This is a genomic window from Acidipila rosea (assembly GCF_004339725.1).
GTDB lineage: Bacteria > Acidobacteriota > Terriglobia > Terriglobales > Acidobacteriaceae > Acidipila > Acidipila rosea.
Genome location: NZ_SMGK01000002.1, coordinates 1,044,187 through 1,069,831, shown reverse-complemented (window position 1 = coordinate 1,069,831; position 25,645 = coordinate 1,044,187). Strand labels below are relative to the sequence as shown.

Genomic DNA, 25,645 nt, shown 5'->3' with positions numbered 1-25,645 from the left:
GGAGGCAGTAGGGAGGAATCGCTGCTGTCGCGCGCTCTCTCGACTCTGTTTCCCGCCCGGAATGAAAGCCGCGGCGTTGTGGCCCCGGCTCGTCCAGAGCATCTGGCGGCAGCTGCGCAGCATAGCGGCACTAGTGAAAACAGCGGAGCATCGATACGATTGCGCGGCACCCCGCTGCAGCCGTCTGGTGCGGTCCTTCGCGGCTTCTCCGCCTGTTTCCAGGTGAGCGCCGGGCCCGGGGTGGAAGAGTAGTTCCGGGGATTGGAGGCTACTCCGGGATAATAGTTATCGAATGATAGGAGTTATCGTTTGATAGTGATTATCGCCCGCTGGAGCCGAATCCCTTTCCTTCCCTTTCACTTGATGCAAGTTCCTCAACCTGTATCAGTTCGTAATGGGTCATCGCCTGGAATGGGGACATCTGCGCTATCTTGTCGCCTTTGCGAATGGAGAGAGAAGCATCGCTTACCTCAAGCGACGCAGCGCGCAGCACGCCCGCATCGGTGTATTCGGTTTTAAGGGAATAGCGGGGCTGGTTGACGTTCACGAGGCAGACGAGGATTTCGCCACGATAGCCTGCATCGATGCGGCCGCCCGCATAGGTGATGCCGCGGGCAGCCATCGAGGACCTGTCTCCCAGGACAAAGCCGCAGCCTGGAGGCCCTTCGATGGCAATGCCGGTGCGTACCTTTACAGGTACGCCAGGCTCGAGAACTGTATCTTCGATGGCGAAGAGATCATAACCAAGGTCGCTGCCGGCGTAGGTCACAACCGGCAGACGGGCATCGGGGTGGAGCAGTTTGACTTTAATCATTGGAAGAAAACTTCAGGCTTTTTTCTGCTTTGCCCAACGACGCTTCTGAGCATCGGCTATTTTCTTGCGGGCTTCAGGGCTCAGCGGCCGGCGCTTGGTTGCACCAGCGGCTATCGACGGGATACGGGCTGTGAGTTGCGGAAAGCCTGTGGTGTTCTGCAGGAGCATCCGCACCTGTTGTAGCCGGTTAAGTTCTTCATCAATAGCTGCAATCATCTGTTCGCGCGTCATCTATCTATTTGTCCTGGATGTTGGAGTTACATGCACCAGAGGTGCGATTTGGGGGAACGTCATAATCCTAACAGCGAAAACTATAAATTCATTTATGGAAACGGAGACAAGTAGCTACGGTTATGCGAAGAAATAGTAATAAGTAAACCAACTAGCAGATTGGCTTAGCAAGCTAGTAGATGCTCCCGGGCACGTCTCTCGCTCTAGACATCTGCTCGAACTGCAATTTTCTTTTGCTCCTGCCAAAAGTGCAGTATGCATTTCTTTTCCTTAAGCTGATCCGATTTGTCGTACCTCACAGGTAGGATGCGGCAAAATTACCAATCACGAACTGCGTGAGCTATAACTGCATCGTGTCCCTTCGTCCGATAATTCGCCTGAGTAGACTTGTGGTTGTCTTGAGCGGCGCAGCCTTTCGCTTTGGTTGGTTGTGGGTGCGCAGGCGCGGCGCTCTGTCTCTTCGCGATCGCGCGCTGTGGGCCTCGGGAACCAGCAGGCGCATGCTGCAGGCGTTCGGAGTTGACTCGACCGTGAGCGGAGAACCGCCGCCGTGCGGGCTGCTGGTGTCGAACCACCTCGGCTACTTTGATATTTTTCTCTATTCAGCGCTCGCACCGTGCATCTTCATTTCGAAGGACGAGGTGCGATCGTGGCCGCTGCTGGGCTACCTGGCGCGATTTGCGGGTACCGTATTCATCAATCGGGGAAGTGCCCGGGACGGGAGCGCGCTGCTCGCACAAATCGAGGCCCCGCTACGGGAGGGATGTGTGGTGATGTGCTTTCCGGAGAGCGCCAGTACGGATGGCTCCCATGTCAGGCCGTTTCACCCATTGCTTTTCGAAGCTGCCATCCGGGCACAGGCGCCCATTACTCCGGCGGCGGTCAGCTTTTGGTCAGAAGCGCTTTCCGAAGATAGGCTTGCGTATTGGGGAGACGATACGCTCCTCCCGCATCTCCTCCAGGCGACCAGTCCTAAACGCGTGAGAGGTCAGGTGAAATTCGGAGCCGCACTACCCGAAGTGACAGACCGAAAGAGAGCAGCCGCAGCCGCGCACCGGTGGGTAGCTGATAGGCGGGAAGAGTGGAAAGAAACGGAAAAAGAGAGCGCGGTCTAAAAAGCCTCTCGGTCTTCGGTTTCTTTCCTCCACAACGTGCTTACGCCTGCGCGGACCCCATCCAGGATGCCCGAGATCTGGCGTAAAGGATTGCCGATGCCATGCTGGATGGTGGTAGAGGCATGAACCACTGAGTTCAGAACGCTGGTGACCATTTCATCCACGCGCTCAGCCTGCACCCGGGTACGGTCCACCACCTCGTCAACGGCTGTGTTGACGTGCTCGGTCTGATGACGAACTTCCGCGGTAATCGCGGCAACATCTTCGGTGATCGTCCGCAGTTTCGGGACCACATCTTCGAGCAACTGCTTGGTGGTGGCGACAGCAGGGATCAGATGAACGTTGAGCTGATCGGTAATGTCCTCCACCTTTTTGGCGGCGCGTGTCGCTGCCAGGAACATGCCGAAGAGAACCCCAGCCTGAATGAGAACGCCGATGGATGTGACAGCCGTGAAGATGAGGAACAAAGTTGGGTTAATAGGCATGTGGGCTGGACTCTTTCGGCGTTCTCTGTGTCAGGTTAGTAGCTGGCCGGTTCGACGATGGGCGATGTCTCAGCCGTAGCGCCAGGTTCGGCCGTCTTGCTCTTGTAGGCCTGTCGTCCAGCATCCACCGCCGCGACTACTTTTTCGCTCTGATCATTCACGAACTGCTGTCCGCGTGCGACAACCTCTTCCCACTGCTGCCGTCCCCGCTCGACTGCTTCTTTGCTGCGGTCGACATATTCGTTGACCTGGGACTTGCTACGATCAACGTAGGCGGACACCTGATCCGCTGCTTCGCGTGACCGCTGACGCAGGTACTCTTTCCCTTCGCAAGCCCCGTTGACCAGTTCGTCGCGAGTTTCGCGGCCAGATTTGGGAGCGTAGAGAACTCCCAGCAGGGCTCCAATGCCAAGGCCTGCCACGAACCAGCTGAATCCACCACTCTGTTTTTCTTCGCTCATTGAGATCTCCTTTAATCTGTTGCGAGGCTGGTTGCTGATCCCCGCAGCGCCACATTCATGTGAATAGATGCCAGTCTCCCTGCCGGTGCTGCCAGACGGGACGCAACTAAAGCCGCACGAACGCGTCTATGCATCATAAACCCGCCATCGGATGCCTCAGGGATTCTAAACTTGGTGCATGTGGCCAGTGCAACCGATGGCCGACAGGAAACGAAGGTGAAAGATGAAATTTCCTAGTGAAGTCTCGAGAAGTATTCAGGCAACCGGACTTGCTGTCACGCTGGCCCTTGGAATCGGATGCAATAAACAGGCCTCCGAACAGCCGCCGCCTCCCACCGACCAGCAGATCGCCAGTGCAGTCCAGGCGAAGATAGGCAGCGAGAGCGCACTCAATGGGCAGAATATCCAGGTGGGCGTGCAGGGCGCGGTTGTAACGCTTTCCGGAACGGCCAACGATGAAGCCTCCCGGGCCCTGGCAAGCAACGATGCGGGAAGCGTCAGCGGGGTGAAGACGGTTCTCAACAATCTGACCGTGCAGCCACCGGCGCAGGCCGCTGCAGCGCCTGCACCCGTGGCTCCGCCGCCTCCACCGGCAGAGTCGGCGCGCGAAAAGCGTGATCGCCTGATGAAGGAGCGCGCAGCGAAGCAGCGCGAGGCAAAGCTCGCCCAGCGGCGGGCGCAGGCTGAGGAACAGGCGCCGCCGGTGCCTCCGGCCCCACGGCCGGTGCCGGAGCGAGTACAGACCGTGGCCCCGCCACCGCCGCCCGCTCCTCCCAAGCCGGTTGTGAAGACAGTGACGATTCCGGCAGGTACGGTGGTTCCTGTGCGTATTACCGAAGCGCTGGACAGCTCCTCGGCGCAGCCGAATCAGACGTTTCACGGAACTGTGAGCAGCGACCTGATCGTGGATGGAATGGTAGCTGTCCCGCAGGGGTCAACGGTGGTAGGCCGGGTGATCGATGCCAAGGATGCAGCCCACTTCAAGGGGAGCTCGCTTCTCTCGATTGAGCTGACCCAGCTCACCGCCCATGGCAGGCAGATCGCGCTGGTCACTGACCCTTATAGCAAGCAGGGGGCAGGTCGCGGCAAGAACACGGCTGCGAAGGTAGGCGGCGGAGCGGCCCTGGGCGCCATCATCGGCGCACTGGCAGGAGGCGGCAAGGGTGCGGCGATTGGCGCTGCAGCCGGAGGCGGACTGGGCGCGGGCGCTAACACCGTAACTCGCGGCGAGCAGGTGCAGATCAAGCCGGAGACTCTGGTGAACTTTAAACTGCAGTCGCCGGTCAATGTGACAACGTCGCGTGCGGTTGGCGCGCCGCGTAGCTTCAGCGATAATTCGCCGCAGCTGCAGCAGCGACCCCAGTAAGACAGGCAAGCAGAGCAGGACCAGGTGAAGCGGTGCATACCAGGGCTACGGTATGCGCCGCTTTGCTTTTTGGGAGTCAGTCCTCTATGACATCGCTGAAGAGCGCAATGTCCTGGTTGAGGGGGAGCGCCTTGCGGGAGGCAGCGAGAAGATAGTGTTCGTAATCGAGTTGCGGCTCCATGATGTCGCGGACGCGATCGAGGATGGCCTGCTGGGTCGTGTGCTTGAGGAAGGCTGCGATCTTCTTTTCCTTATAGTCCCGTAGTTCGAGGCTCAGGGAGTGCGGAGTTCGCGCGGCTACGGCCTTGTCTTGTTCGCTGCGCACGGCGAGGAAGGGAGTGCCGGCGTAGTAGAGTTTCTGCGGTGCGTAAGGCCGGGTGGCGAGAGTGAGGGGAGAGTTTTCGCGGCCGGCCCAGTGAAAGGCTGCCGTGGCGGCCAGGCTGACGATCGTGTGGTCGCGATGCTGATTGACGTTGCCATCGCCGGCGAAAGTGAGCACCACCTGCGGACGGCAGGCGCGCAGGTGTTCGGCCACCAACTGCACCAGATCGAGAAACGGCTCGGAGGCGAGCGCGCCGTCAGGGTAGCGCAGCAGGATGGCATTCGTCACGCCCAGGAGTTCGCAGGCGTCGGCGAACTCAGCGCGGCGGATGCGGGCAAGCTCGTCATTGGTCAGCCCATCGGGGCGATAGCTGCCCGCTGCTCCTTCAGTGAGGCAGAGAACGGTGGTTTCGACGCCCGCTGCGTGGGCCATCGCCAGAGCGCCTCCAAAGGCGCCGGATTCATCATCAGGGTGTGCGGTAATGCACATCAATCGCTGTGGCAAGATTCTTCCTCGTGATCCCAGGGCAGCGTGGCTTCAGCCACAGGACGAAAGGTTCTGCGGTGCAGGGGCGTGGGCCCATGACGCAGCAGAGCCGAGAGATGGGCCGGGGTGCTGTAACCCTTGTGCGAGCTGAGGCCGTAGAGAGGATATTCGCGGTCGAGCTCGCACATGCGGCGGTCGCGATAGACCTTGGCAACGACTGAAGCGGCTGCAATCGAGACGCTGAGTGAGTCGCCATAGATGATGCTGGTCTGGGTGCACTCGACGTCCAGGCGCAGCGCGTCGACGAGCAGGTGGTCGGGCCCAGGTTGCAGCCGCCGGACTGCGGTGGTCATGGCGAGACGCGTCGCCTGGTAGATGTTGATGCGGTCGATGGTGGCAGCGTCAACCTCTTCGATTGCGATCGCAAGCGCCTTGCGCTCGATGATCGCGGCGAGGCGTTCGCGCTCTGCCGGTTCGAGCTGCTTGGAGTCGCGCAGGCCGCGGATGCGGCAATCGTCCGGAAGCACCACCGCTGCTGCGACAACCGGGCCGAAGAGGGAACCGCGGCCCACCTCATCCACTCCTGCGATGTGGGTCGCACCCTGCGCCCGGGCCTGCTTCTCATACTTGAGGCCGCAGACGAGGGAACGGAGCATCCTCAGCTTTTGAGTAGCGGCGGAGACTTGCTTCTCTGCGCCAGGGTTGACGTTGTCCGGCATCTGCTTGATTTTATCGCGGGTGCAGAGCGACGGAGACGGACGCATCCCGCTTCTGCGCAACGCAGCTCACAGAAGACGGGATGCAAATGCTTACTGCTGAGGCGAAGCCGGCGGCTGGGGAGCGCTGCCGCTGTTCGGTTGCGGGCCATTCTGCATCTGCTGATGCCTCATCTGCATGCGGTGCTGCATCATCTGCTGCCACTGCTGCTTCTGCTGGTCGTTGAGGATGGCATCGACTTTAGCGTGAGTGTCCTGATTGATGGTGCGCATCTGCTGCATGCGGTCCTGACGCGAGAGCGACTGGTCCTGCATGAGCTTCTGCATCTGCTGCTGATGGTCTACGAGGATCGGCTTGATCTGGCTCTGCTGGTCAGCGGAGAGATTCAGCATCTTCGTCATGTGCTTGAGCTGCCTGTCAGGATTCATGTGGCGCATGCCGCGCATGGGTGGCTGTTGCATGCTGCCCTGCGCCGGCGGTGACGGCGGCTGCTGGGCTGCATCCTGGGCGATGAGGATGCTGCCGGAAAGACCGACTGCAAGCAGGCCGGTAAGGGTAATAGCTCGAATTTGTTGACGCATTGTGTTTCCTCCAACGCTCTTTAGGAACCCGGCCTGGCGGCGGCAGTTGTGCGGAGGATGCAGAAAACCTAACGGCGTGGCGGCATATCGACGGGCAGAGAGCGTAATCCGCAGGAGAGCAGCCCGGCTTCGTTCTGCCCCGGAGCGGGTAGATACGCATAGGCGAAGATGACCCGATACTCTCGTTCCCCGGGATAGTTGCAGAGAGCGCAACCGGGTTTATAGGCCAGTGCGGGGTTGTCTTGTTCGCTGGCTATCCACTCCTGCGACCTGTGCGGAGGAACCACCAGGAATGAGGGATTGGCGGGCGCGGTGTGGGGCTGAGAAGCAAAGAGGCGTCCCTTTTCGTTGAGGCCGTCGGCCAGGCTGCCGCCCGCTCCGGCAGAGGCGCGCCAGAGCCACTTCTGCCCGACACGCGCGTACCAGTGAGCGCTGGTCGGAGCAGGCTGCTGCAGCTTGATGGTGTGCGCGGTGTCGTTCTGGAGCACAAAGTGAAAGCTGATGGGGCCACCGGGCGTGGTCGGTGCAAGATACGCCGCGGTGAGATGAATGCCCGTGCAGAGGGGCACGAAGGGACCGTGACCTGCACCTGGATGAGGTTCGGCGGGACGGGCAGTAACAGCACCGAAGGAGAAGATTCCGCCGAGTGCAAGGATTCCAGTAAGCAGTCCGCGAGTTTTCATCCTCTTCAGGATATCGCGGGAGTAGGATGCGACGGCGGGGGCGAGCGTCGTCGTAGGATAGAGACGTGACGGCCAAAACCGCGATCTCGAACTCGAAGGAAGACTATCTCAAGGCTATTCTGGAAGCGGAAGCCGAGGGGCTGAGCGTCATTCCCAGTACGCTGGCGCACTGGCTCGGAGTGAGTGCGCCGGCTGTGACAATGGCGCTCAAGCGGCTCAAGCGCGACGCCTATGTTGAGGTCAAAAAGGACGGGATCATCCGCCTGACCGCGAAGGGCCGCGAAGCTGCCTATCGGACTGCGCTGCGCCACCACCTGATCGAACGCATGCTGTCGGAGGTCTTCGACATGGCGTGGTACGAGATCCACGATGAAGCCGAGCGGCTGGAGCACGCGGTCTCAGAGGCTTTCGAGGCCAAGCTGGTCGAGAAGCTGGGGCGCGATGGTGTCTGTCCCCACGGGAACGCAGTGCTGCCGGAGAGCCCGTCGCAGCGGCGAAAGCGGGGGCTGGTGCCCCTGTCGGAAGCGGCAGAAGGCGCATCCTACCTGGTAACGAGCCTTTACGAGCGCGATCCGAAGCTGCTCAAGTTTCTGCACCAGCTCGGGATCGGGCCAGCTTCGCCTGTGAGAGTCCTGGCCAGAAATTATGACGAGACGCTGCGTCTGAAGACCAGCGCCGGTGAGGCGACCCTGGGGTCTGTGGCCGCAGCGCGGGTCTGGGTAAGGCCAGCGCCTAAACGTTGATTTTTTGATGGTACTTAACCTCATATCTATATTTTTATTTAACCTAGGTTAAATAACTGTGGCATACTGTAGCTAGACAGGATGCCGTCCGAAACCCTCCAAGTCGAGACGCGTTCGAGCCCCTCCGAGTCGGCGGGAACCGTTCATTCGTTCGCAAATCGGGGCCTTTTCCGGCACGTGCTGGGCTTCGCGGGACCGGGTTTTCTCATCGCCGTCGGCTATATGGACCCGGGCAACTGGGCGACGGACCTTGCAGCCGGGTCGCGCTATGGCTACAGCCTGCTCTTCGTCATCATGGCTTCCAACCTGATGGCGGTGCTGCTGCAGAGCCTCTCGCTCAAACTGGGGATCGCTACCGAGCAGGACCTGGCGCAGCTGTGCCGTGCGCGTTATCGCCGCTCCGTCGCGGTGTCTTTGTGGGTGTTTGCAGAGATAGCGATTGCGGCCTGCGACCTGGCGGAGGTGATTGGCTCGGCGATCGCACTGCAGCTGCTCTTCGGCCTGCCGCTGCTGCTGGGCGTTATCGTCACCGGCCTCGATGTGTTGCTGATCCTGCTGCTTGAGGGGCGCGGCTTCCGCAAGCTGGAGGCTGTGGTGATGGTGCTGATCGGCACTATCGCGGTGCTCTTCGGCATAGAGGTTGTGCTCTCGCACCCTGCCTTCGGATCAATGGTGACGCACCTCTTCGTGCCACCGGCGGGGTTGCTGCGCGACCGCGAAATGCTCTACATCGCGATCAGCATTCTCGGCGCTACGGTGATGCCGCATAACCTCTATCTGCACTCCTCGATTGTGCAGACGCGCGACTATCCGCGAACCCGGGAAGGGAAACGGCAGGCAGTGCGCTTCGCCAATATCGACTCGGCGGTCGCGCTGACGATGGCGCTGTTTGTCAACGGAGCGATCCTCGTGGTGGCGGCGGCGGTTTTTCATAAAGCCCATCCCGAAGTAGCGGAGATCGGCGATGCATATAAACTGCTGACGCCACTGCTGGGCGTGACGGGCGCGAGCACCATATTTGCGCTGGCCCTGCTGGCCTCAGGGCAGAACTCGACCATCACGGGCACGCTGGCCGGGCAGATCGTGATGGAAGGTTTTCTTGACCTAAAGATGAAGCCGTGGCTGCGGCGGCTGATCACGCGGGGAATGGCAATCGTTCCCGCGGTGATCGTGACAGCCATTTACGGCAGCGACGGCACGGCACGCCTGCTGGTCTTCAGCCAGGTAGTGCTGAGCATGCAACTGAGCTTCGCGGTTGTTCCGCTGGTGGCCTTCACCGGAAACCGCGAACTCATGGGTTCCCTGGTGAATCGCCGGTGGCTGCAGGGAATGGCCTGGGCGGTGGCGGCGCTCATAGCAGTTCTGAATGGATGGCTGCTGTTGCAGATGATTCACCCGCAGTAATTGACTGAACGCCCAGGGCGGCGCCGCCTCTCGTATTGACCAGTAATTCATCGTCTTTTCTTCAAATATTCACAAAGGCCTGTCACTCTACACACAGTTTTCGCCGTTGCGACTCTGGGAGGACGTGTGTTTGGAGTTTCCTGCAGACGTTACCGGCGATCAAGTGCAGTCGAACCCATGAGAGGTCTAATGAAGAGCAATCTAAAAGTGCTGGCGAGTATGGTGCTGGCTTCTGCTCTGGTAGCCAGCGCGCAGACCGCGAAAAGCGGAGTTGAGGGCAGCGCTGCAACCAGGAAGACAACGCATAAGGCCAGGCCGGTCAGGAAGCCTGCTAAGCCAAGTGTCGAGTCGCAGATCGAGTCGCTGCGACAGGACATGGAAACGCAGATCCAGATGCTGAAGCAGCAGCTGGCAGATCGCGATGCCCAGTTGCAGCAGGCGCAGCAGACCGCGGCTGCCGCACAGCAGGCCGCCCAACAGGCGGAGCAGGGCAACCAGATGCAGCAGCAGGCCGCTGCGCAGACGGCAGCCAGCGTCAACAGCCTGCAGAATGCAGTCGGAGACCTGAAGACAACGACCAAGACCCAGGTGCTCGCCGTACAGACCAGCCAGGCGAAGATCGAGAAGTCGATCGAGAGCCCGGATGCGGTTCGATTCAAGGGTGTAACGCTCTCGCCGACAGGCAGCTTCCTGGCGGGTGAAACTGTGTACCGCAGCAAGGCCACGGGCGGTGGTTTGAACACGCCTTTCGGCGCGATTCCGCTGCCGGGTCAGCCGCAGGCAAATTACTCAGAGTTCTACGGTACGGGTCGTCAGTCGCGTATTGCGCTACTCGCCCAGGGTAAGCTCGACAACATGACCATCGGCGGATACTACGAGGCTGACTTCCTGTCGGCAGCCGCCACCTCAAACAATAACCAGAGCAACAGCTACTCGCTTCGCCAGCGGCAGATGTGGGCGCAGGCCGCGCTGAACAGCGGCTGGACCTTCACCGGCGGCCAGATGTGGAGCCTGGCAACGGAAACGACGAAGGGACTGCAGAACCGATCAGAGATTCTGCCGTCGACCATCGACCCACAGTACGCCGTCGGCTTCGTATGGACGCGGCAGTATGCGTTCCGTATCACCAAGGACTTCGGCCGCAAGATCTTCTTCGGCGTATCGGCGGAGAACCCGCAGATCGCCTCGGTCGCCGGGCACAACTTCCCGAGCAACCTGATCGTAGGACAGGCTGGAAACGGTGGCGGCCTTTTCAATCCGCTGGCAAATTACGCCTCGAATGCAGCGCCGGACTTCATTGCGAAGGTCGCGTTTGAACCGGGCTGGGGGCACTATGAACTCTTCGGCATCAGCCGCGTGTTCCGCGCCCGCGTCTATCCCAACGATCTTTCGAGCGTAGCTGCCAACAACAACTCGACCGGCGCCTACAACGATGATGCAGTGGGCGGCGGCATCGGCGGTGGCTTCCGCGTTCCGACCTTCCACAAACGCCTCGATATTGGCGCAAAGGGCCTGTGGGGTGATGGCATCGGGCGCTACGGCAGCACCGGACTGCCTGATACGACGGTCGATCCGGGCGGACAGCTGGCGCTGCTGCACGGCTTCTCTGCCCTGGGCACCCTTGAAGCGATGCCCACAACACGCCTGAATATCTATGCCAACTACGGCACAGACTACGCGTTCAAGCGCTACTTCATGAACTCTGCGGGTAAGGAAATTGGCTACGGTGCTCCGACCTTTGTGAATACCGGCTGCGACAAGGAGCCGCTGCCGGGTGCGGGTGGATATGCACCGGGTGGCTTGGCAAACTGCACCGCGGACACCAAGGACCTGCAGGAATTCATCCTGGGCTACTGGTATGACTTCTATAAGGGGCCCAAGGGCAGACTGCGCCAGGGGCTCCAGTACTCCTACTTCCAGCGCTTCACCTATCCAGGCGTTGGGGGAGCACCCAAAGGTACAGACAATGGCTTCTGGACCTCGTTCCGCTACTACCTGCCGTAAGCATGGCTCAACGCAAAAAGAGGCGTCCGTTCGCGGACGCCTCTTTTTATTCCGGCGAACTGTACAGCCGGAGCAGGCGGGTGGCTGTAGGATAGCGGCATGAATCGCCGGACCTTTCTGGAATGTGCCGCGTGGAGTGCAGGCGCTTGCCTTGCACCGCGCGGGTTTGCGGCTGCCCGTTCTTCTCAGGTGGTCAGCCTCCGCGTGCTGGTTGATAAGAAGCTGAGCGTTATCCCTGCGGACTTCATCGGCCTCGGCTATGAGGCATCCTCTGTGGCGGCGCCCGGGCTGCTGAGCCCCAACAACCAGCACTACGTGCAGCTGGTGCGGACGCTGGGGGCCCATGGGGTGGTCCGCGTTGGCGGCAACAATTCGGATTATGCCTCCTACCAACCCGATGGCAAGCCGGTGGCGCGTGCGAAGTCGAGTGTGATCACGAGGAAGAATCTTGAAGACCTGAAGGGCTTTCTGAATGCCACGGGCTGGCGCCTGATCTGGGGTTTGAACCTCGGCAGCGGCACCGCAGAGCAGGCGGTCGCGGAGGCCGTCGCAGTCGATGGGATCATGCAGGACAAGCTGCTCGCTTTTGAGATCGGCAACGAGCCTGACCTCTACACGCACGAGGGACATCGCAAGGACAGCTACGGCTATGAAGACTACCTGGCGGATTTTCGCCGCTACCGGAAGGCGATTCGCGCGACGCTCCCGCATGCGCCTTTTGCCGGGCCGGATGCAGCGTTCACGGATGAATGGGTGACACGCTTTGCTGCGGACGAGGGCCACGATCTCAGGTTGCTGACCGAACACTATTACCGTGGCGGTGCGGGCAGCTCTTCGAGCACGCTGGAAGAGCTGCTGGAGCCGGATGCCCAGCTGGAAACCAGGCTGAAGAGACTGCAGGAGGCGTCGCAATCTTCGCATGTGCCGTATCGCATCTGCGAGACGAATTCCTTTTCAGGGGGTGGCAAGCCCGGCGTCAGCGATACCTTTGGCGCGGCGCTGTGGGTGCTGGATTTCATGTTCCGTCTGGCCTCCCATGGTGCTGCCGGAGTGAATATCGAAACCGGACTGAACCAGTTCGATGTAGTCAGCGCCTACTCACCTATCGGAGATGACCAGCGGGGCAGCTATACCGCGAAGCCGGACTACTACGGCATGCTGGCCTTCGCGCAGGCGTCGCAGGGAACTCTCGTTGCTGCCGAACTCGATACCGGTGGAGTCAACCTCACCGCCTACCCTGTCATGCGGCCGGATGGCGGCCTGGTGGTGACGATCATCAACAAGGATGAGGGCCGTGATGCGGATGTCGAGCTTGCCGCGGGGATGGAAGAGGCGCGCGGGCAAGTGGTCCGCCTGGCTGCTCCTTCGCTGGGCAGTTTGCAGCGCGTAACGCTGGCCGGAGCGGCGGTGGATGAGCGAGGCCGCTGGTTTGCAGGGGCTGCGGAGCGAGTATCGATGGCGGCGGGCAGGTGCCGTATCCGTGTAGCAGCGGGTAGCGCTGCGCTGGTGACACTCGAAAGAAATTAGCGACTGTGCCGCCTCGAGACGCTCTAATCTAGCATCGTGCATGTATTGAGCTTTATCGCAGGGCTGGCCTGCCTTTTCGTCGGGTTACTGGACGCCTTCCAGACGGTGATTCTGCCGCGCCGCGCTACGGGACATTTTCGCCTGACGGGGCTTGTATATGTGCTGACGTGGCGTCCCTGGACGACGGCCGCGCGGCTGGCGCGAACGCCCCGCAAGCGGGAGACGATGCTCAGCTTCTACGGGCCGCTCTCGCTGGTGCTGCTGCTGGTGATGTGGGCGGCCTCGATCGTGGTGGGGTTTGCGCTGCTCTACTACGGGCTCGGGTCGCCGTTTGCCGATCCGTTGATGCATACGCCCGGCTGGCACTCTGACCTGTATGTCAGTGGTACGACGCTCTTTACGCTGGGTCTCGGCGACATGGTGCCGCACACCCATACAGCGCGCTATCTGATGGTGCTCGAGTCGGGAATGGGGCTGGGATTTGTCGCCGTGGTGATTGGCTATTTCCCTGTGCTGTACGGCGCGTTTTCGCGGCGCGAGGTGAGCATCTCCCTGCTGGATGCGCGCGCCGGTTCGCCGCCGACCGCTGCCGAACTGATGCGGCGTCATGCCTTCGATGGCGGCAATGATGCACTGATCCTGCTGCTGGAGGAGTGGGAGCGATGGTCGGCAGAGCTGCTGGAGAGCCACATCTCCTATCCACTGCTGTGCTACTTCCGCTCGCAGCATACGAATCAGAGCTGGCTCGCGGCGCTGACGGCGGTGCTTGATGCCTGCGCGCTGCTGGTCTCGGGCGTACAGGAGTATCCGGCGCGGCAGGCGCAGCTGACCTTTGCCATGGCTCGGCATGCGCTGGTGGACCTGTCGCAGATCTTCTCGCTCACGCCCGTTCCGCTGGAGCGGGACCGTCTGCCGCAGGAGGGCTTCGTGGCGCTCTATGACCAGCTTTGCCAGGCGGGCGTTCGAGTCTGCCGCGATGCGGATTCGCTGGCGCGGCTGCGCAAGATGCGGCAGCTCTACGAGGGGCACGCGGAGGCGCTGAGCCGGTATTTGTTGATGCCGCTGCCGCCCTTCGTTGCCGAGCAGCCGCACAAGGACAACTGGATGACCGTCGCGCGGCTGAGAGCAGAGACGGAAGCGGTGAACCTGGGCGAAGCTTCCGCAACCGGTGCTCACGCCATCATGGCGCATGATGAGGAAGACCATCTTTTCTAACTGCTAGCGGTCATTGCCGAAGGGTTACTTTCGACTGCTGCCGGGCACAATATTTTTCTTCTGGTTTGTAACCCCTCGATCCTACACTGGAGACATAAACCAACTCCGCAGGAAAACTGAATAGCAGGTCGATGCAAACTGAATTAAGTTGCACTGCCGATCTCGAACTGGCACGTCTGCAGTCGCTTCGGCATCTCAAGATTCTCGATACAGCTCCGGAAGACCCCTATGACGATCTGGCACAACTGGCTGCCTTCGTATGCGAAGCGCCGATTGCGCTGGTTTCGCTGATCGATCACGATCGCCAGTGGTTCAAGGCCAGAGTGGGCCTGACTATGCAGGAAACCTCAAGATCGGCTTCTTTCTGCAGTTACACGATCACGCAGAGTGGTCTCTTCGAGGTATCGGACGCCACGCTGGACTCTCGATTCCGGTCAAACCCGCTGGTTCTGGGCGAGCCGTATATACGCTTTTATGCAGGCATGCCGATCAGTAGTCCCGACGGGTTCCAGGTAGGCGCCCTGTGTGTGATCGATCGCCAGCCGCGCCAACTCACGGAAGAAAAGCATAAAGCACTCAGGGTGCTGGCGCGACAGGTGAGCTACTGCTTTCAACTGAGGCAGCAGCTTGTCGCACTGGAAGAGGCCAACTCACGCGCTGCGCGGATTGAGGAAGAGCTGAGACTCAGCCGGCATGAGCTGCAGAAGTCAAATGCCCGGCTCACGGCGCAGGCCACGACAGACGAGCTGACAGGCATGCGAAATCGGCGCTCCTTCCTCTACCAGATGGGCAATGCCCTCCAGTCCGAGATGCCAGACGGCGGGGAACTCTCGCTGCTGATGGTCGATGTCGATCACTTCAAGTCGATCAATGACGAGTTCGGCCACATGGAAGGCGACCAGGTGCTTCGTCGTATTGCGGCAACCCTGCAGGCCGGCGTTCGCCGAACAGACATGGTCGCAAGGTACGGCGGGGAGGAGTTTGCAGTGTTGCTGCCGGCAACCTCCAATGCCGATGCGGTCAAGGTGGCGAAGCATCTCTGCGAAAGAGTCAGGAGCCTGGGAGCGGTGATTCACTCTGCCACGATCAGCATCGGGGTGGCGACTGGCCCTACGGGCGCGGCCGCAGTCGATGCCTCGAGTCTGATCTCCCGCGCGGATGAGGCTCTCTACAGGGCCAAGCGAGCAGGCCGAGACTGCGTCTGGAATGAGGAGTCGCCTCTCCTGCATGTGAAGGGATAGCGGCCTGACAGGGCGGCTCTCCTTTCTGCTCCACGCACGCGCTGGACTCCTTGTCGTACACTACGTGGTCGCCCATGATCACTTTTCGTAAACCTATCGAAGGAATTGAGCGCCCGCAGATGGAGGCCGACGTCGTTATCGTTGGCGGCGGGCCTGCCGGGATGGCCTGCGCGCTGCGGCTTTCCCAGTTGATTGACGAACATAACGCTGCCCACCCCGGCTCGCCGCTGACCAAGGAAAATATTTATGTGCTGGAGAAGGCGCGAGAGATCGGCCAGCACTGTCTCTCCGGCGCGCTGCTCGACCCGCGGTCGATGAAGGAACTGTTGCCCGGCTTCGAAGCGGAAGCGCCCATCGACGCCGAGGTCACGAAGGAATCTGTCTATTTTCTAACTGACAAGGGTCAGCGGAAATTTCCCATTGTGCCGCCCCCGCTGCGCGATCATGGCAACTACGTCATCTCCATCAACCGGTTTGTGAAGTGGCTGGGCGAGAAGGTCGAAGCCGCAGGAATCACCGTCTTTACCGGCTTCGCCGGCAGCGAGCTCCTCTTTGAGGGCGAGCGCGTGGCGGGGGTTCGCACGGATGATAAGGGCGTTGACAAGCAAGGGCAGCAGAAGGCGAATTTTGAGCCGGGCTATGACCTGCGGGCCAGAATCACCGTGCTGGCGGAGGGTACGCGGGGCAGCTGCGCGAAGCAGCTGATCGGGCGGCTCGGGCTCGAAGACCCGGAGCACGCGCAGACCTATGGCCTCGGCATCAAGGAGCTGTGGGAGATCCCGGCCGGGCGCATCGCCAAGGGCGAGGTGGTCTATACCATGGGCTATCCGCTGACCACGCGCGAGTATGGCGGCGCATGGATCTACGGCATCAGCGATACGCTGGTTTCAGTCGGCTTCGTGACAGGACTCGACTATGAAGCCCCCCGCACGGACCCGCACCATGTCTTCCAGGATTTCAAGGAGCACCCGCTTGCGCGTCGGTTGCTTGAAGGCGGCAAGATGGTGCGGTACGGGGCGAAGAGCCTGCCCTACGGCGGCTGGCTGACGATGCCGAAGCTCGCGGGCGATGGCTGGATGCTGCTGGGAGATTCGGCAAGCTTTCTGAATTCGCAGCGGCTCAAGGGGATACATCTGGCCATCAAGAGCGGGATGCTGGCGGCGGAGACGGCCTTCGATGCGATGCTGTCCGGCGATTCCTCTGCGAATACGCTCAGCGAGTACAAGGCTGCGGTGGATGCCAGCTGGATCCGCGAGGAGCTCTACCCGGTACGCAACTTCCACCAGGCATTTGAGCATGGACTATATGAAGGGCTCATGAGGGCCGGTCTGCAGCAGGTGATGCGCGGCGCAAACTTCGGCGCCGATTCAAAGAACGAGGCCGGCTACCGCAGGATGCGCCATGCGGATGCGCTGAGCATCTACGGCGACAAGCGCGAACACTTCCTGGGCAACGCGAAGGGCGATGGCAAGCTGACATTTGATCGCCTGACGGATGTCTATCACTCGGGCACACGCCATGAGGACGATCAGCCGGTGCATCTGGTGATCCGCGATCTCGACGTGTGCGATGGCCGCTGCACAAAGGAATTTGGCAACCCCTGCCAGTACTTCTGCCCGGCGGCAGTCTACGAGATGGTGGAGTCGGCGGAGACGCCCGCGGAGAAGCGGCTGCAGATCAATTTCGCCAACTGTGTGCACTGCAAGACCTGTGACATTATGGACCCCTACCAGATCATTGACTGGGTGCCGCCGGAGGGTGGCGGCGGGCCGAACTATGACGGGATGTAATGGAAAAACCGGCCTGGAAGATCAGGCCGGTTCGGGGTATTGAGAGAAATACTTGCGGGCGAGGCCGCTATTTCGAGGAGACCGGATCTGCCGCAGGGGTCTGCGGATCGAGATCAAGCGGACGCCTCATCAGATCCATCACCGTGGGCGGCAGCGGTTTATCGGCATTCGCCAGCAGCAGGCTGACCTGCCACATCTGAGTCTCGTTGAGGATCTTGGCGAAGGCTGGCATGCCGGTCAAACGGATGCCGTTCGCAACCTTCCAGTAAGTTTCGCCCGGCGGGTCGTCGCTGACTCCGATGACGCCCTTGCCATGGGGATGCCAGAGCTGAGGAGCGCGCGGATACATATGCGGCCCGATGTCGGAAGGCAGTCCGTTGAGGCCATGGCAGGCGGCGCACTCCTGGCGATAGATATGTGCGCCGGCTTCAAGATTGGTGGCTGACGGCTCGATAGGCACTGTCTTGGGCATTTCGCGGTCAATGCGCGCATGCAGGGGTACATGAACAATCTGCTTTTCAAAGGGGAAAGCCGGATCAGTTACGGCCACCGGAGGGTTGCCGAACTTGAGATAAATAGCGGCGACAATGGGTATGACAGCCAAGCCTACGAGAAGCCCAATCAGGAATTTTTTCATGCGCGCCTTTCGCTCCGTACCAGACAATAATGCTACAACGGCCGTCTGAATAAAACGTCATCTATGAGCAGATGCCCCAATGCCTCGAATACAATAGCTTTTCAAAGACTTTTTGTTTGGGGCAGTCGGAGGTTTTCACGTTTGGTTCACATGAGTAAGTGCCTGAAGTACGCGGTGTATCCCGTATTTCTCTTTCTTTTGTCCGCAGGGTCTACGCTCCGCGCGCAGGATACAACTCAGCCACAGCAGCCACAGTCGCAAACCGAGCAGCAGGGGCCGATCTCGGAGCTGCCCACGCAGACGCAGCAGCAGCGGGCGCAGGTCTTAAGGCAGGCGCAGCAGCGGGTTCGCGCTCGCCGGGAACAGCGCGACAAGCAGACCATTCAGGACACGTATAGCCATAAGTATGAGATTTACTTCGGCAGCGGCTACCTGCGCTTCCGGCCCGGCCACACGCTGCAGCATATGGACGAAGGCATGTGGAATGTCGGCTTTACGGACTGGGTCCACGGCAACTGGGGTGTCACAGGCGACGTCCGCGGCTACTACGGGCGGGCCTACACGCACCCGAATGAGCTGGGCCTACCGATCTTCCACCCGAGCATCAGCCAGTACAGCTTCATGGCCGGTCCGCAGTATCACTTTTTTGAGGGCGTGCACTGGGGATGGAGCGCGCAGTTGCTGGGCGGCATGGGTCATGGAAACTGGGCAACCGGTACGGGCGGCGTTCCCGCCAACCTTGTCGGCCTCTATTCGAATACCAATGTGCTGAATTTAAGCGCCGGCGCGCAGGTTGACTACAATCTGAGTCCGAGCCTGGCCATCCGGCTTCTGCCGATGATGCTGGTCACCAAGTACGGCAGCAACCTACAGCCGAACCTGGGATTCACCGTAACGGGCGTCTACCGCTGGGGCCGTAAATAGGCTGCTGGCTTAAACCGGGCTGAGTCGAAGAGCAATGGCCGCCAGGATCCTTCCTGGCGGCTTTTTCGCATGTGGGCATTTCATGATTCAGGCTGCGGTCAGGCGGATGCGTGCTCTGGGCGGATAAAGGCCTTGATGGTAGCGCACTTCTTGCCCTCCGAGGGGCCTGACGGCCGGATGGTATAGAGGCCAACCTGTGCCGGCACAATGAAGGTCTCAGCGTAGTGAACGGTAAAGGGCTCGAAGGCCCCGTCCGGACTTTCAACGACGATCTGCTCCCCTTCAATCAGATTGAGAACATTCACGGTGTTGCCGGTGTCATGAGGCACGCTCCCGGTGAACCAGTGCCGACGTGTTTCGATGAACTGCAGTTCATGCAGCCCGGTTCGTTCTTCCCGCCATCCGTCGCCTTCGGCAACCGGCTCCACGCGATTGATCAACGAGCGCTTTACCCAGTCAGTGGTCCGGTCCCACTGAATATTCGCGATGCCGTGCTTCAGATGAATCGGCCGCGGCCGTCCGTCGAGCCCGAGCCGTCCCCAGTCCCAGAGTTTGAAGGTGAAGATGTAGGGCGTGGCGCTGATTTCAAGCACCATGCTGCCGCGTCCGGAGCAGTGGACGGTTCCGGCGGGAATCAAAAAGTGATCGTGCCTGCGCGCAGGAAACCTGTTGACGTAGCGTTCGGCGTCAAAGGCAGCGTCACCCGCCTGGGCAGCTGCGAGATCGTGCTGCATGGCGTCGGCATCGACCTCCTCCTTCAGGCCCAGATAGACTGATGCGTCGCGCTCCGCGTCGAGGATGTAGTAGCTCTCATCCTGCGTGTAGGACTGGCCAAACGCCTGCCGGATGTACTCGGTCAGCGGGTGGACCTGGAGCGAGAGGTTTCCTCCTTCAATGGTGTCCAGAAAATCGAAACGGATTGGAAACTCTGCGCCGAACCTGCGGTAGATATCCTGCCCCAGCAACTCGCGCGGATGAGTGAAGACGAGGTTGATGGCGGGGATCTCAACCTTCAGCTCCCCGAAGGCGAGCAGCAGGCTGTTCTCCTCTGGAACGCAGTCGAAACACCAGGCGTAGTTGGGCACGTCCGCAGGGAGAGCGAAGGTGCGCTCCATCCAATGGCCGCCCCATGGCCCCGGATCAAAAAAAGGAACAACTCGGAACGGTCGCCGGGATGCGAGCATGAGCCCGCGATGCAGCAGGTCGCCGGGAATCATCTTCGGCGTCTGTGGTGAGTTGGTGTCGAGCAGGTAGTCGATCGAGGAGAAGAGTTCCTGCTTGATGCGGTCGGCAACGCGCCAGTCGACGAAGAACGATCGTTTGTATTTCAGAGAAGGACGTTCGTTGCAGTTGTCCGCGCCAAGATTGCCGATCTGCCCGCGCCTCTGGCGCTGCTGGATCTCCCAACGCGCCATATCTGCGTAGACAAGGAGATCGTAATTCTCCGCGACAAAGGCTGCTCCGGCGCCGGCTACGATGACTAATCCGCTGTCCTGCTGAAGGATTGCCGCTCGTGCGAACTCGACTTTTTGCGAGTCAAGAAAGTCTGCGATGGTGAGGGTGGTGAGCCGCCCGAAGACCGGATCATCCGTGAGCCAGGGCTGCACCCGCTCCTGAATGGAGGCGGGTGGCAGAAGAAGTTCTTCCACGTTGATGAAGAGCGCCGGGTTGAGTGCGGTCTTCAGCGCCGCGCATAGTTCGGGCACGAATACTCCGGGATAGCACTCTACGCAGAGGACACAGCGGCGACCCAGGGCGGCACGCTGCAGTTCGGCCGTGATTGAGTCCCATCCAGCCATGCACCTGGCGCTGGAGTCGGAAACCTGAATTTCCGGATACTTATCGTACATTTGTCCTCACGTCGGAAGGTGAAGTGGATAGCATCGGAATTGCCCCCAGCAGTGCGGATTCGTTCCCGGGACGCGCGCTGCGAATCTGCACTTTGCCCCACGGAGTCCAGACACGCCCGGGGATATGCGCCTGAAGATAGGGCAGAATGACCTCTGCGCTGCGCATGACTCCTCCGCCAAAGACAAGCAATTCGGGATCATAGGCGTGGACCAGCGCGACTCCGGTTGCCACCCAGACATCCATGCAGTGCTGCTGAATGGCTTTGGCGATCGGGTCCCCGCTCGCCGCGCACCGGAACAGGTTTGCAAAGTTGATCTCCTGCCCGGCGAGCTCGCTCTGCGGGAAATTCGCCCATGACTGGCATAAACGAGGAAGCGCCCAGCCAGATGCCTCGGACTCTGCGCAGCCCTCTCCGCCGCAGGTGCAGGCACGTCCCTGCAGGACAACCGGCACGTGTCCGCCGAGACTTCCGGCCTGACCATGCTTGCCCTGGAGGAGTTTGCCCTCGATCATCACCGCGCTGCCGATGCCGGTGCCCAGCGTAACCATCGCAACATCCTGGAATCCCTCGGCGGCTCCCGCGTAGTGTTCCCCCATGAGCGCCATGCGCGCATCGTTTTCGAGGCGAAGCGGGAGGTCGAAGTTTTCTCTGCTCCAGGAGTGGAAGTCAATTTCGGCAGCGTCAGGATACTTACCGTTGGTGGATTGCACCCGTCCAGCACGGCTATCGACAATTCCGCAGAAGCCGAGGGCGATTCCCGCTACGTCCGTGATGCCCCGCGTGCTGCAGTTGCTGAGATCACGCAGGGTCGCGGCCAGCAGCGGCAGCAGAGGCCTGAGTCCGGCAGCCGGAGGCTGCCCTATCGTTTGCGACGCCACTATCTGCCGGTCTTCGACAACGGCGACTGTGATGTGTGTTCCGCCAAGATCAACAGCAAATGCCTTCACCCTGGGTTTACCTCTTTCGTCCTTGCATCGCGTTCTTTGTTCTCATGGCTCCATCAATGCCCATCATGAAGTTGGGTCGGGCGGGGAGTGGTTCGCGCAACTCTGGTCATGGTAAACCAGCTGTCAGAGCATGCCTTCGAAAGCATTTTTCGCGCCCCCGGCTGTGTGCAGACGATTGTTGAGTATTGTAGATTGACGCATAAAGAATGCAGGGAATAGGATGGCGATGTTCCGCCGCACGCTGCGCGTTTCGCAGGGAAGACGGCGGAATGCACGCCGTTACCGCGCCTCGGCGAAGAACGGTCATCACGGCAATTCCTGGGCTGATAACGGAGCGATTCATCGGTGAATGCAAAATGGAGTTTCATCTCTGCAAGTGGACTTACGCTGCTGTTCGCAGCTTCTCTCCAGTTGCACGCCGCCAGCGGAAACAGTCAATCGAGCAATCCAGTCTTCAGGATAGGAAGCTTTGATCGCTCTTCGGTAGAGTTTGCCTCGGGCAGCCCGAAGCAGCCGGTGAAGTTTGTTGTCGGCAAGAGCGATGCGGCGAAGGACTGGTATGCGGCGCAGCCAGCTGTGCTCGGCTCTGCGACGGCGGATGAATCGCCAGCCAGTGCTGCGGCTCCCCGCTCCATCCTGTTTACGCTGGATCACGCTGCCGCGCCTTCGTATCGGCTGCATGTCTCGCTGCTCATTCAGAGCGCAAGCGTTCCTGCCCTGCGGGTTGGTATCAATGGGAAGCATGGCATCTTCTATCTGCACCCCAAGCTCGATTACAGCAACGGCGATCAGGGCGACTCCTTCTATCCGGCGTATTCGCAGGCTGATGTGGAGTTCACGGTGCCGGGCAGTGCGCTGCGGCAGGGGGAAAACACCATCACCCTGCAGGCGGTCGAGGAGGCCGATCAGGCGGTTCCCGAGGCAGGCCTGACCTATGACGCTATCGAGCTGGATCGAGGGACTGCGAAGGCGGAGGCGCGATCCTCGACCGCGCAAATCCTTCCGACCATTTACTTTCGGCAGCGGGCCGGCGGCCTGGAGGAGGAGGTAGAAGCTTACATCCGCTCCAGTGAGCCGATGAAGCCGGGAGGCCATGCCGATCTGACGATCGCTGGCAGGCACTATCAGCAGGCTCTGCGCGGCAACCAGGACTTCGGCGAAGAGAGACTTGACTTCAGCGTTGCAGAATTTCCAGCGCAGACGCGCGCGGCCTTTGACTGGCAGGTTAGCGGCCACCGCCAGCATGTCGAGCAGACGATCGACCCGAAGAAGAAGTGGACGGTCTTTGTCGTACCCAATACTCACGTGGATGTCGGTTACTCCGACTATCAGGCAAAGATTGCCGCCATTCAAAGCCACGCACTCGATGAAGCGCTGGATATGATCGGCAAGCAGCCTGATTTCCGCTTCAGCACGGATGGAGCGTGGAACCTTGAGCAGTTCATGAAGACGCGCACACCTGCGCAGCAGCAGCGGGCGATTGCCGCTCTCCAGAAAGAGCAGCTCTTCGTCCCTGCGCAGTACGCGAATATTCTGACTGGATTTCCGGCGGCGGAGACGCTCATCCGCTCGCTCTATCCAAGCGCAAATTTCAGCCGCATTCATGGCACGCCGTTCAACTATGCCAACCTGACGGACGTGCCTTCTTACTCGTGGTCTTATGCGTCGATCCTGGCCTCCGCCGGCATTCATTATCTTGCCGGTGGGAGCAACAACTATCGCGCGCCGGTGCTGCTGCAGGGACGGTTGAATGAAGACTCTCCGATATGGTGGGAGGGGCCGGACGGCAAGAAAGTTCTCCTGTGGTACTCGCGTATCTACCAGCAGATGCAGATGCTGTTTGGGCTGCCTCCCGTCTTAGCAGCAGGGCGCGACACGCTTCCCCTGTTCCTGCAGATGTATGAGCACCCCGGCTACCATGCCAGTGCGACGATGCTCTACGGCACGCAGGTCGAGAACACCGACCTCTTTCCGCAGCAGGCAGAGCTTGTGAAAGAGTGGGACGACACGTATGCCTTTCCGCATCTGCAGTACTCCGGCTTCCACGAAGCGCTGCAGAATATCCAGAAGCAGTTCGGCGACACGATTCCCACGACGCGCGGCGATGGCGGCCCTTACTGGGAAGATGGCATCGCTTCCGATGCCTATTATGCGGGGATGGAGCGATGGACCGAGGGCAACGCGCCCACAGCAGAAAAGCTGGCGACATTGACTGCGCTGATTAATCCCCTGATGAAGGCCAACACCGCGGACCTGAAGCGCATGTGGACAAATATGTTGCTGATGGACGAGCACACGTGGGACTCGTACAACAGCATCTCCGATCCGACGAGCATGGAGGCGGTCAAGCAGCTTGCGATCAAAGACCAGTATGCGGTGAACGCTAAAGCGCTTGCGAACTTCATCGCCATGAACAGCATGGCGAGCATGGTGAGCGCCATACCGGCAGCGCCTGGCAGTCTGATCGTGTTCAATAGTTTGAACTGGAAGCGCGATGGACTGGTTTCATTCGATGTTGATAAAGGGAATGAGATCGTCGATACGACGACCGGCAAAGTAGTTCCGGCCGAGAGGCTTGGCGGTGACGGCAACTTCGATCATATTCGCTTCCTGGCGCAGGATATTCCGGCCGTCGGCTACAAGGTGTTCGAGATGCGGCATGCGGCGGCAGCGACGCCCCAGACAGACCAGGTCTCGACACTCGAAAGCCCCTACTACAAGGTGACGCTCGACAGTTCCACCGGCGCAGTGCGCAGCATCTACGACAAGCAGCTGCAGCGCGAACTCGTCAACCAGCAGAGTCCCTATCGTTTTGGCCAGTACCTCTATGTATCTGGCGGAGACAAAGGACCCAACACGGTGCTGCAGTACAGCCATGTGTATCCCAAGGCCGATCTCGAGATTCATCCTGCAAGCAGCGGCCGTCTTGTTTCCATAACCCATACTCCTTATGGCGCCGTCGCCCATCTGCAGAGTGAGGATACGAATACGCCTTCTATCGCGACGGAGATACGGCTCTTCAACAGCGAGAAGAAGATCGAGTTCATCGAAGACGTAGACAAGAAAGAAGTGGATAGCAAGGAAGCTGTCTACTTTGCATTTCCCTTCGCGATGACACAGCCGCAGTTTCAATATGAAGTGCAGAATGGAGTGGTGGATCCGGCGAAGGACATGTATCCCGGTGCTGGCCATGAGTGGTTCTCTGTGCAGCACTGGGTCTCCGTGCAGCAGGAAGGGATGTCAGGAACAGTGATGCCGCTCGATGCATCGCTCGTGACGCTGGGCGACATCAACCGCGGTGCGTGGCCGGAACAGTTCGGCAAGCGTCCCGGCACCATCTTTTCCTACGTCATGAACAACTACTGGGATACGAACTACCGTGCAGGGCAGGGCGGGCACTTTCATTTCCACTACATTGTGACCAGTGCTCCGTCTACTAACGCGCAGGAGCTCAGCCATCTTGGTTGGGAAGAGATAACGCCGCTTCAGGCGGATACTGTTACGACACAGGACAAGGCGATCAGCCCGATCGCAGAACATGACGGCAATCCGCAGTATCCTGACCCGGCAGCGCAGGTCAAGCTGTTGCATCTTGCTCACCCGCTCGACGCGCATGAGGAGAGCTTCCTCAAAGTAGAGGATGCGAACGTCGTGCTCACGGCGTGGAAGACAGCCGAGGATGGGAATGGAACGATCCTGCGCTTTCTCGATCTCGGGGGGCAGCAGCGAACTGTGACCGTTCAGACGCCGCTGCTGCAGATCAACCAGGCGTGGCAGGCAGATGCTGTCGAGCGAAATCAGGCAGCATTGCCGTTGGTGGGGACAAGCGGGTTCACCTTCACCATCCATCCTCATGAGATCGTCACGGTGCGGATAACCGGAACGCCGAAGTCCCAGACGCCGGGTAGTTGAGGCGGTGCCGGAAGTGGGTCGGAGGCCCGATCGCTGATACTCTCATAGCTGTTTGCAGCGAGCTGCGAACCTGATAAGGAAGCAGTTCGCTGCTGCCTGCTCGCGACAAACACTTCCGCAACCGGCGGTTCTGGAGTAGCGTATTTCGATCATTTCTTTTGACGCTGTCATTGAGAGCTCCGGATTCG

At 60.2% G+C, this 25,645-nt stretch carries 22 protein-coding genes; 11 read left to right on the top strand and 11 right to left on the bottom strand.

Annotated features, from left to right (window positions below; all coding sequences use genetic code 11):
* Positions 1–319: 319 nt before the first annotated feature.
* Both C7378_RS09545 and C7378_RS09540 read right to left on the bottom strand, forming a co-directional pair.
* Positions 320–814: a dUTP diphosphatase gene (locus C7378_RS09545; protein WP_131995234.1), complete on the bottom strand. Its 495-nt coding sequence runs from the start codon at positions 812–814 to the stop codon at positions 320–322.
* 12 nt (positions 815–826) lie between these two features.
* Complete coding sequence (locus tag C7378_RS09540) at positions 827–1,045, bottom strand: hypothetical protein (RefSeq protein WP_131995231.1); 219 nt, start codon at positions 1,043–1,045, stop codon at positions 827–829.
* A 389-nt stretch (positions 1,046–1,434) separates the two neighbouring features.
* On the opposite strand from C7378_RS09540, the gene C7378_RS09535 reads away from it, so the two are divergent.
* Positions 1,435–2,160 (top strand): lysophospholipid acyltransferase family protein, encoded by a 726-nt coding sequence (locus C7378_RS09535; protein WP_131995228.1) that lies wholly within the window; start codon positions 1,435–1,437, stop codon positions 2,158–2,160.
* Here C7378_RS09535 and C7378_RS09530 read toward each other — a convergent pair.
* Positions 2,157–2,645 carry a hypothetical protein gene (locus C7378_RS09530; protein ID WP_131995225.1) on the bottom strand — a complete coding sequence of 163 codons (489 nt, stop codon included), beginning with the start codon at positions 2,643–2,645 and terminating at the stop codon, positions 2,157–2,159. The genes C7378_RS09535 and C7378_RS09530 overlap by 4 nt on opposite strands.
* 35 nt (positions 2,646–2,680) lie before the next feature.
* Positions 2,681–3,106: a YtxH domain-containing protein gene (locus tag C7378_RS09525; protein ID WP_131995222.1), complete on the bottom strand. Its 426-nt coding sequence runs from the start codon at positions 3,104–3,106 to the stop codon at positions 2,681–2,683.
* 223 nt (positions 3,107–3,329) lie between these two features.
* Here C7378_RS09525 and C7378_RS09520 point away from each other — a divergent pair, with 223 nt between their 5' ends.
* On the top strand, positions 3,330–4,472 hold the full coding sequence (locus C7378_RS09520; protein WP_131995219.1) for a BON domain-containing protein: 1,143 nt from the start codon (positions 3,330–3,332) through the stop codon (positions 4,470–4,472).
* Between the two features lie 76 nt (positions 4,473–4,548).
* Here C7378_RS09520 and C7378_RS09515 read toward each other — a convergent pair whose 3' ends face one another.
* The 4 genes from C7378_RS09515 to C7378_RS09500 all read right to left on the bottom strand — a co-directional run bounded on the left by C7378_RS09515 (position 4,549) and on the right by C7378_RS09500 (position 7,261).
* Entirely contained in the window at positions 4,549–5,298 is a 750-nt protein-coding gene (locus tag C7378_RS09515) for a PIG-L deacetylase family protein (protein WP_131995216.1), read from the bottom strand.
* Positions 5,283–6,044 carry a ribonuclease HII gene (locus C7378_RS09510; RefSeq protein WP_243648159.1) on the bottom strand — a complete coding sequence of 254 codons (762 nt, stop codon included), beginning with the start codon at positions 6,042–6,044 and terminating at the stop codon, positions 5,283–5,285. Before C7378_RS09510 ends, C7378_RS09515 begins: the two co-directional genes overlap by 16 nt.
* A 45-nt stretch (positions 6,045–6,089) precedes the next feature.
* Positions 6,090–6,578, bottom strand: coding sequence for a hypothetical protein (locus C7378_RS09505; RefSeq protein WP_131995213.1), 489 nt, complete (start codon positions 6,576–6,578; stop codon positions 6,090–6,092).
* A 68-nt stretch (positions 6,579–6,646) separates the two neighbouring features.
* Complete coding sequence (locus tag C7378_RS09500) at positions 6,647–7,261, bottom strand: hypothetical protein (protein WP_131995210.1); 615 nt, start codon at positions 7,259–7,261, stop codon at positions 6,647–6,649.
* A gap of 65 nt (positions 7,262–7,326) precedes the next feature.
* On the opposite strand from C7378_RS09500, the gene C7378_RS09495 reads away from it, so the two are divergent.
* From C7378_RS09495 to C7378_RS09465, 7 genes are all read left to right on the top strand, one after another.
* Positions 7,327–8,004, top strand: coding sequence for a metal-dependent transcriptional regulator (locus C7378_RS09495; protein WP_131995207.1), 678 nt, complete (start codon positions 7,327–7,329; stop codon positions 8,002–8,004).
* An 81-nt stretch (positions 8,005–8,085) separates the two neighbouring features.
* Positions 8,086–9,408 carry an Nramp family divalent metal transporter gene (locus C7378_RS09490; protein ID WP_131995204.1) on the top strand — a complete coding sequence of 441 codons (1,323 nt, stop codon included), beginning with the start codon at positions 8,086–8,088 and terminating at the stop codon, positions 9,406–9,408.
* A gap of 189 nt (positions 9,409–9,597) precedes the next feature.
* Entirely contained in the window at positions 9,598–11,412 is a 1,815-nt protein-coding gene (locus C7378_RS09485; RefSeq protein WP_131995201.1) for a hypothetical protein, read from the top strand.
* A gap of 99 nt (positions 11,413–11,511) precedes the next feature.
* Positions 11,512–12,939, top strand: coding sequence for a hypothetical protein (locus C7378_RS09480; protein WP_131995198.1), 1,428 nt, complete (start codon positions 11,512–11,514; stop codon positions 12,937–12,939).
* Between the two features lie 36 nt (positions 12,940–12,975).
* A complete protein-coding gene (locus C7378_RS09475; RefSeq protein WP_131995195.1) occupies positions 12,976–14,154 on the top strand; it encodes a potassium channel family protein in 1,179 nt (392 codons plus the stop codon).
* Positions 14,155–14,285: 131 nt separating this feature from the next.
* A complete protein-coding gene (locus tag C7378_RS09470) occupies positions 14,286–15,395 on the top strand; it encodes a GGDEF domain-containing protein (RefSeq protein WP_131995192.1) in 1,110 nt (369 codons plus the stop codon).
* A gap of 74 nt (positions 15,396–15,469) precedes the next feature.
* Complete coding sequence (locus tag C7378_RS09465; RefSeq protein WP_131995189.1) at positions 15,470–17,185, top strand: electron transfer flavoprotein-ubiquinone oxidoreductase; 1,716 nt, start codon at positions 15,470–15,472, stop codon at positions 17,183–17,185.
* Between the two features lie 67 nt (positions 17,186–17,252).
* Here C7378_RS09465 and C7378_RS09460 read toward each other — a convergent pair whose 3' ends face one another.
* Positions 17,253–17,822 carry a c-type cytochrome gene (locus tag C7378_RS09460; RefSeq protein ID WP_131995186.1) on the bottom strand — a complete coding sequence of 190 codons (570 nt, stop codon included), beginning with the start codon at positions 17,820–17,822 and terminating at the stop codon, positions 17,253–17,255.
* A 141-nt stretch (positions 17,823–17,963) separates the two neighbouring features.
* Between C7378_RS09460 and C7378_RS09455 the strand changes: the two genes are divergently transcribed.
* A complete protein-coding gene (locus C7378_RS09455) occupies positions 17,964–18,746 on the top strand; it encodes a hypothetical protein (protein WP_131995183.1) in 783 nt (260 codons plus the stop codon).
* Between the two features lie 98 nt (positions 18,747–18,844).
* Here C7378_RS09455 and C7378_RS09450 read toward each other — a convergent pair whose 3' ends face one another.
* Both C7378_RS09450 and C7378_RS09445 read right to left on the bottom strand, forming a co-directional pair.
* Positions 18,845–20,596, bottom strand: a complete 1,752-nt coding sequence (locus C7378_RS09450; protein WP_131995180.1) for a class I mannose-6-phosphate isomerase — start codon at positions 20,594–20,596, stop codon at positions 18,845–18,847.
* Positions 20,586–21,545 (bottom strand): ROK family protein, encoded by a 960-nt coding sequence (locus C7378_RS09445; RefSeq protein ID WP_131995177.1) that lies wholly within the window; start codon positions 21,543–21,545, stop codon positions 20,586–20,588. The genes C7378_RS09450 and C7378_RS09445 overlap by 11 nt, the downstream gene beginning before the upstream one ends.
* Positions 21,546–21,890: 345 nt before the next feature.
* Here C7378_RS09445 and C7378_RS09440 point away from each other — a divergent pair, with 345 nt between their 5' ends.
* The gene (locus C7378_RS09440; RefSeq protein ID WP_131995174.1) at positions 21,891–25,457 is read left to right on the top strand and encodes a polysaccharide lyase family protein; all 3,567 of its coding nucleotides are present in this window, start codon (positions 21,891–21,893) and stop codon (positions 25,455–25,457) included.
* Positions 25,458–25,645 lie beyond the last annotated feature (188 nt).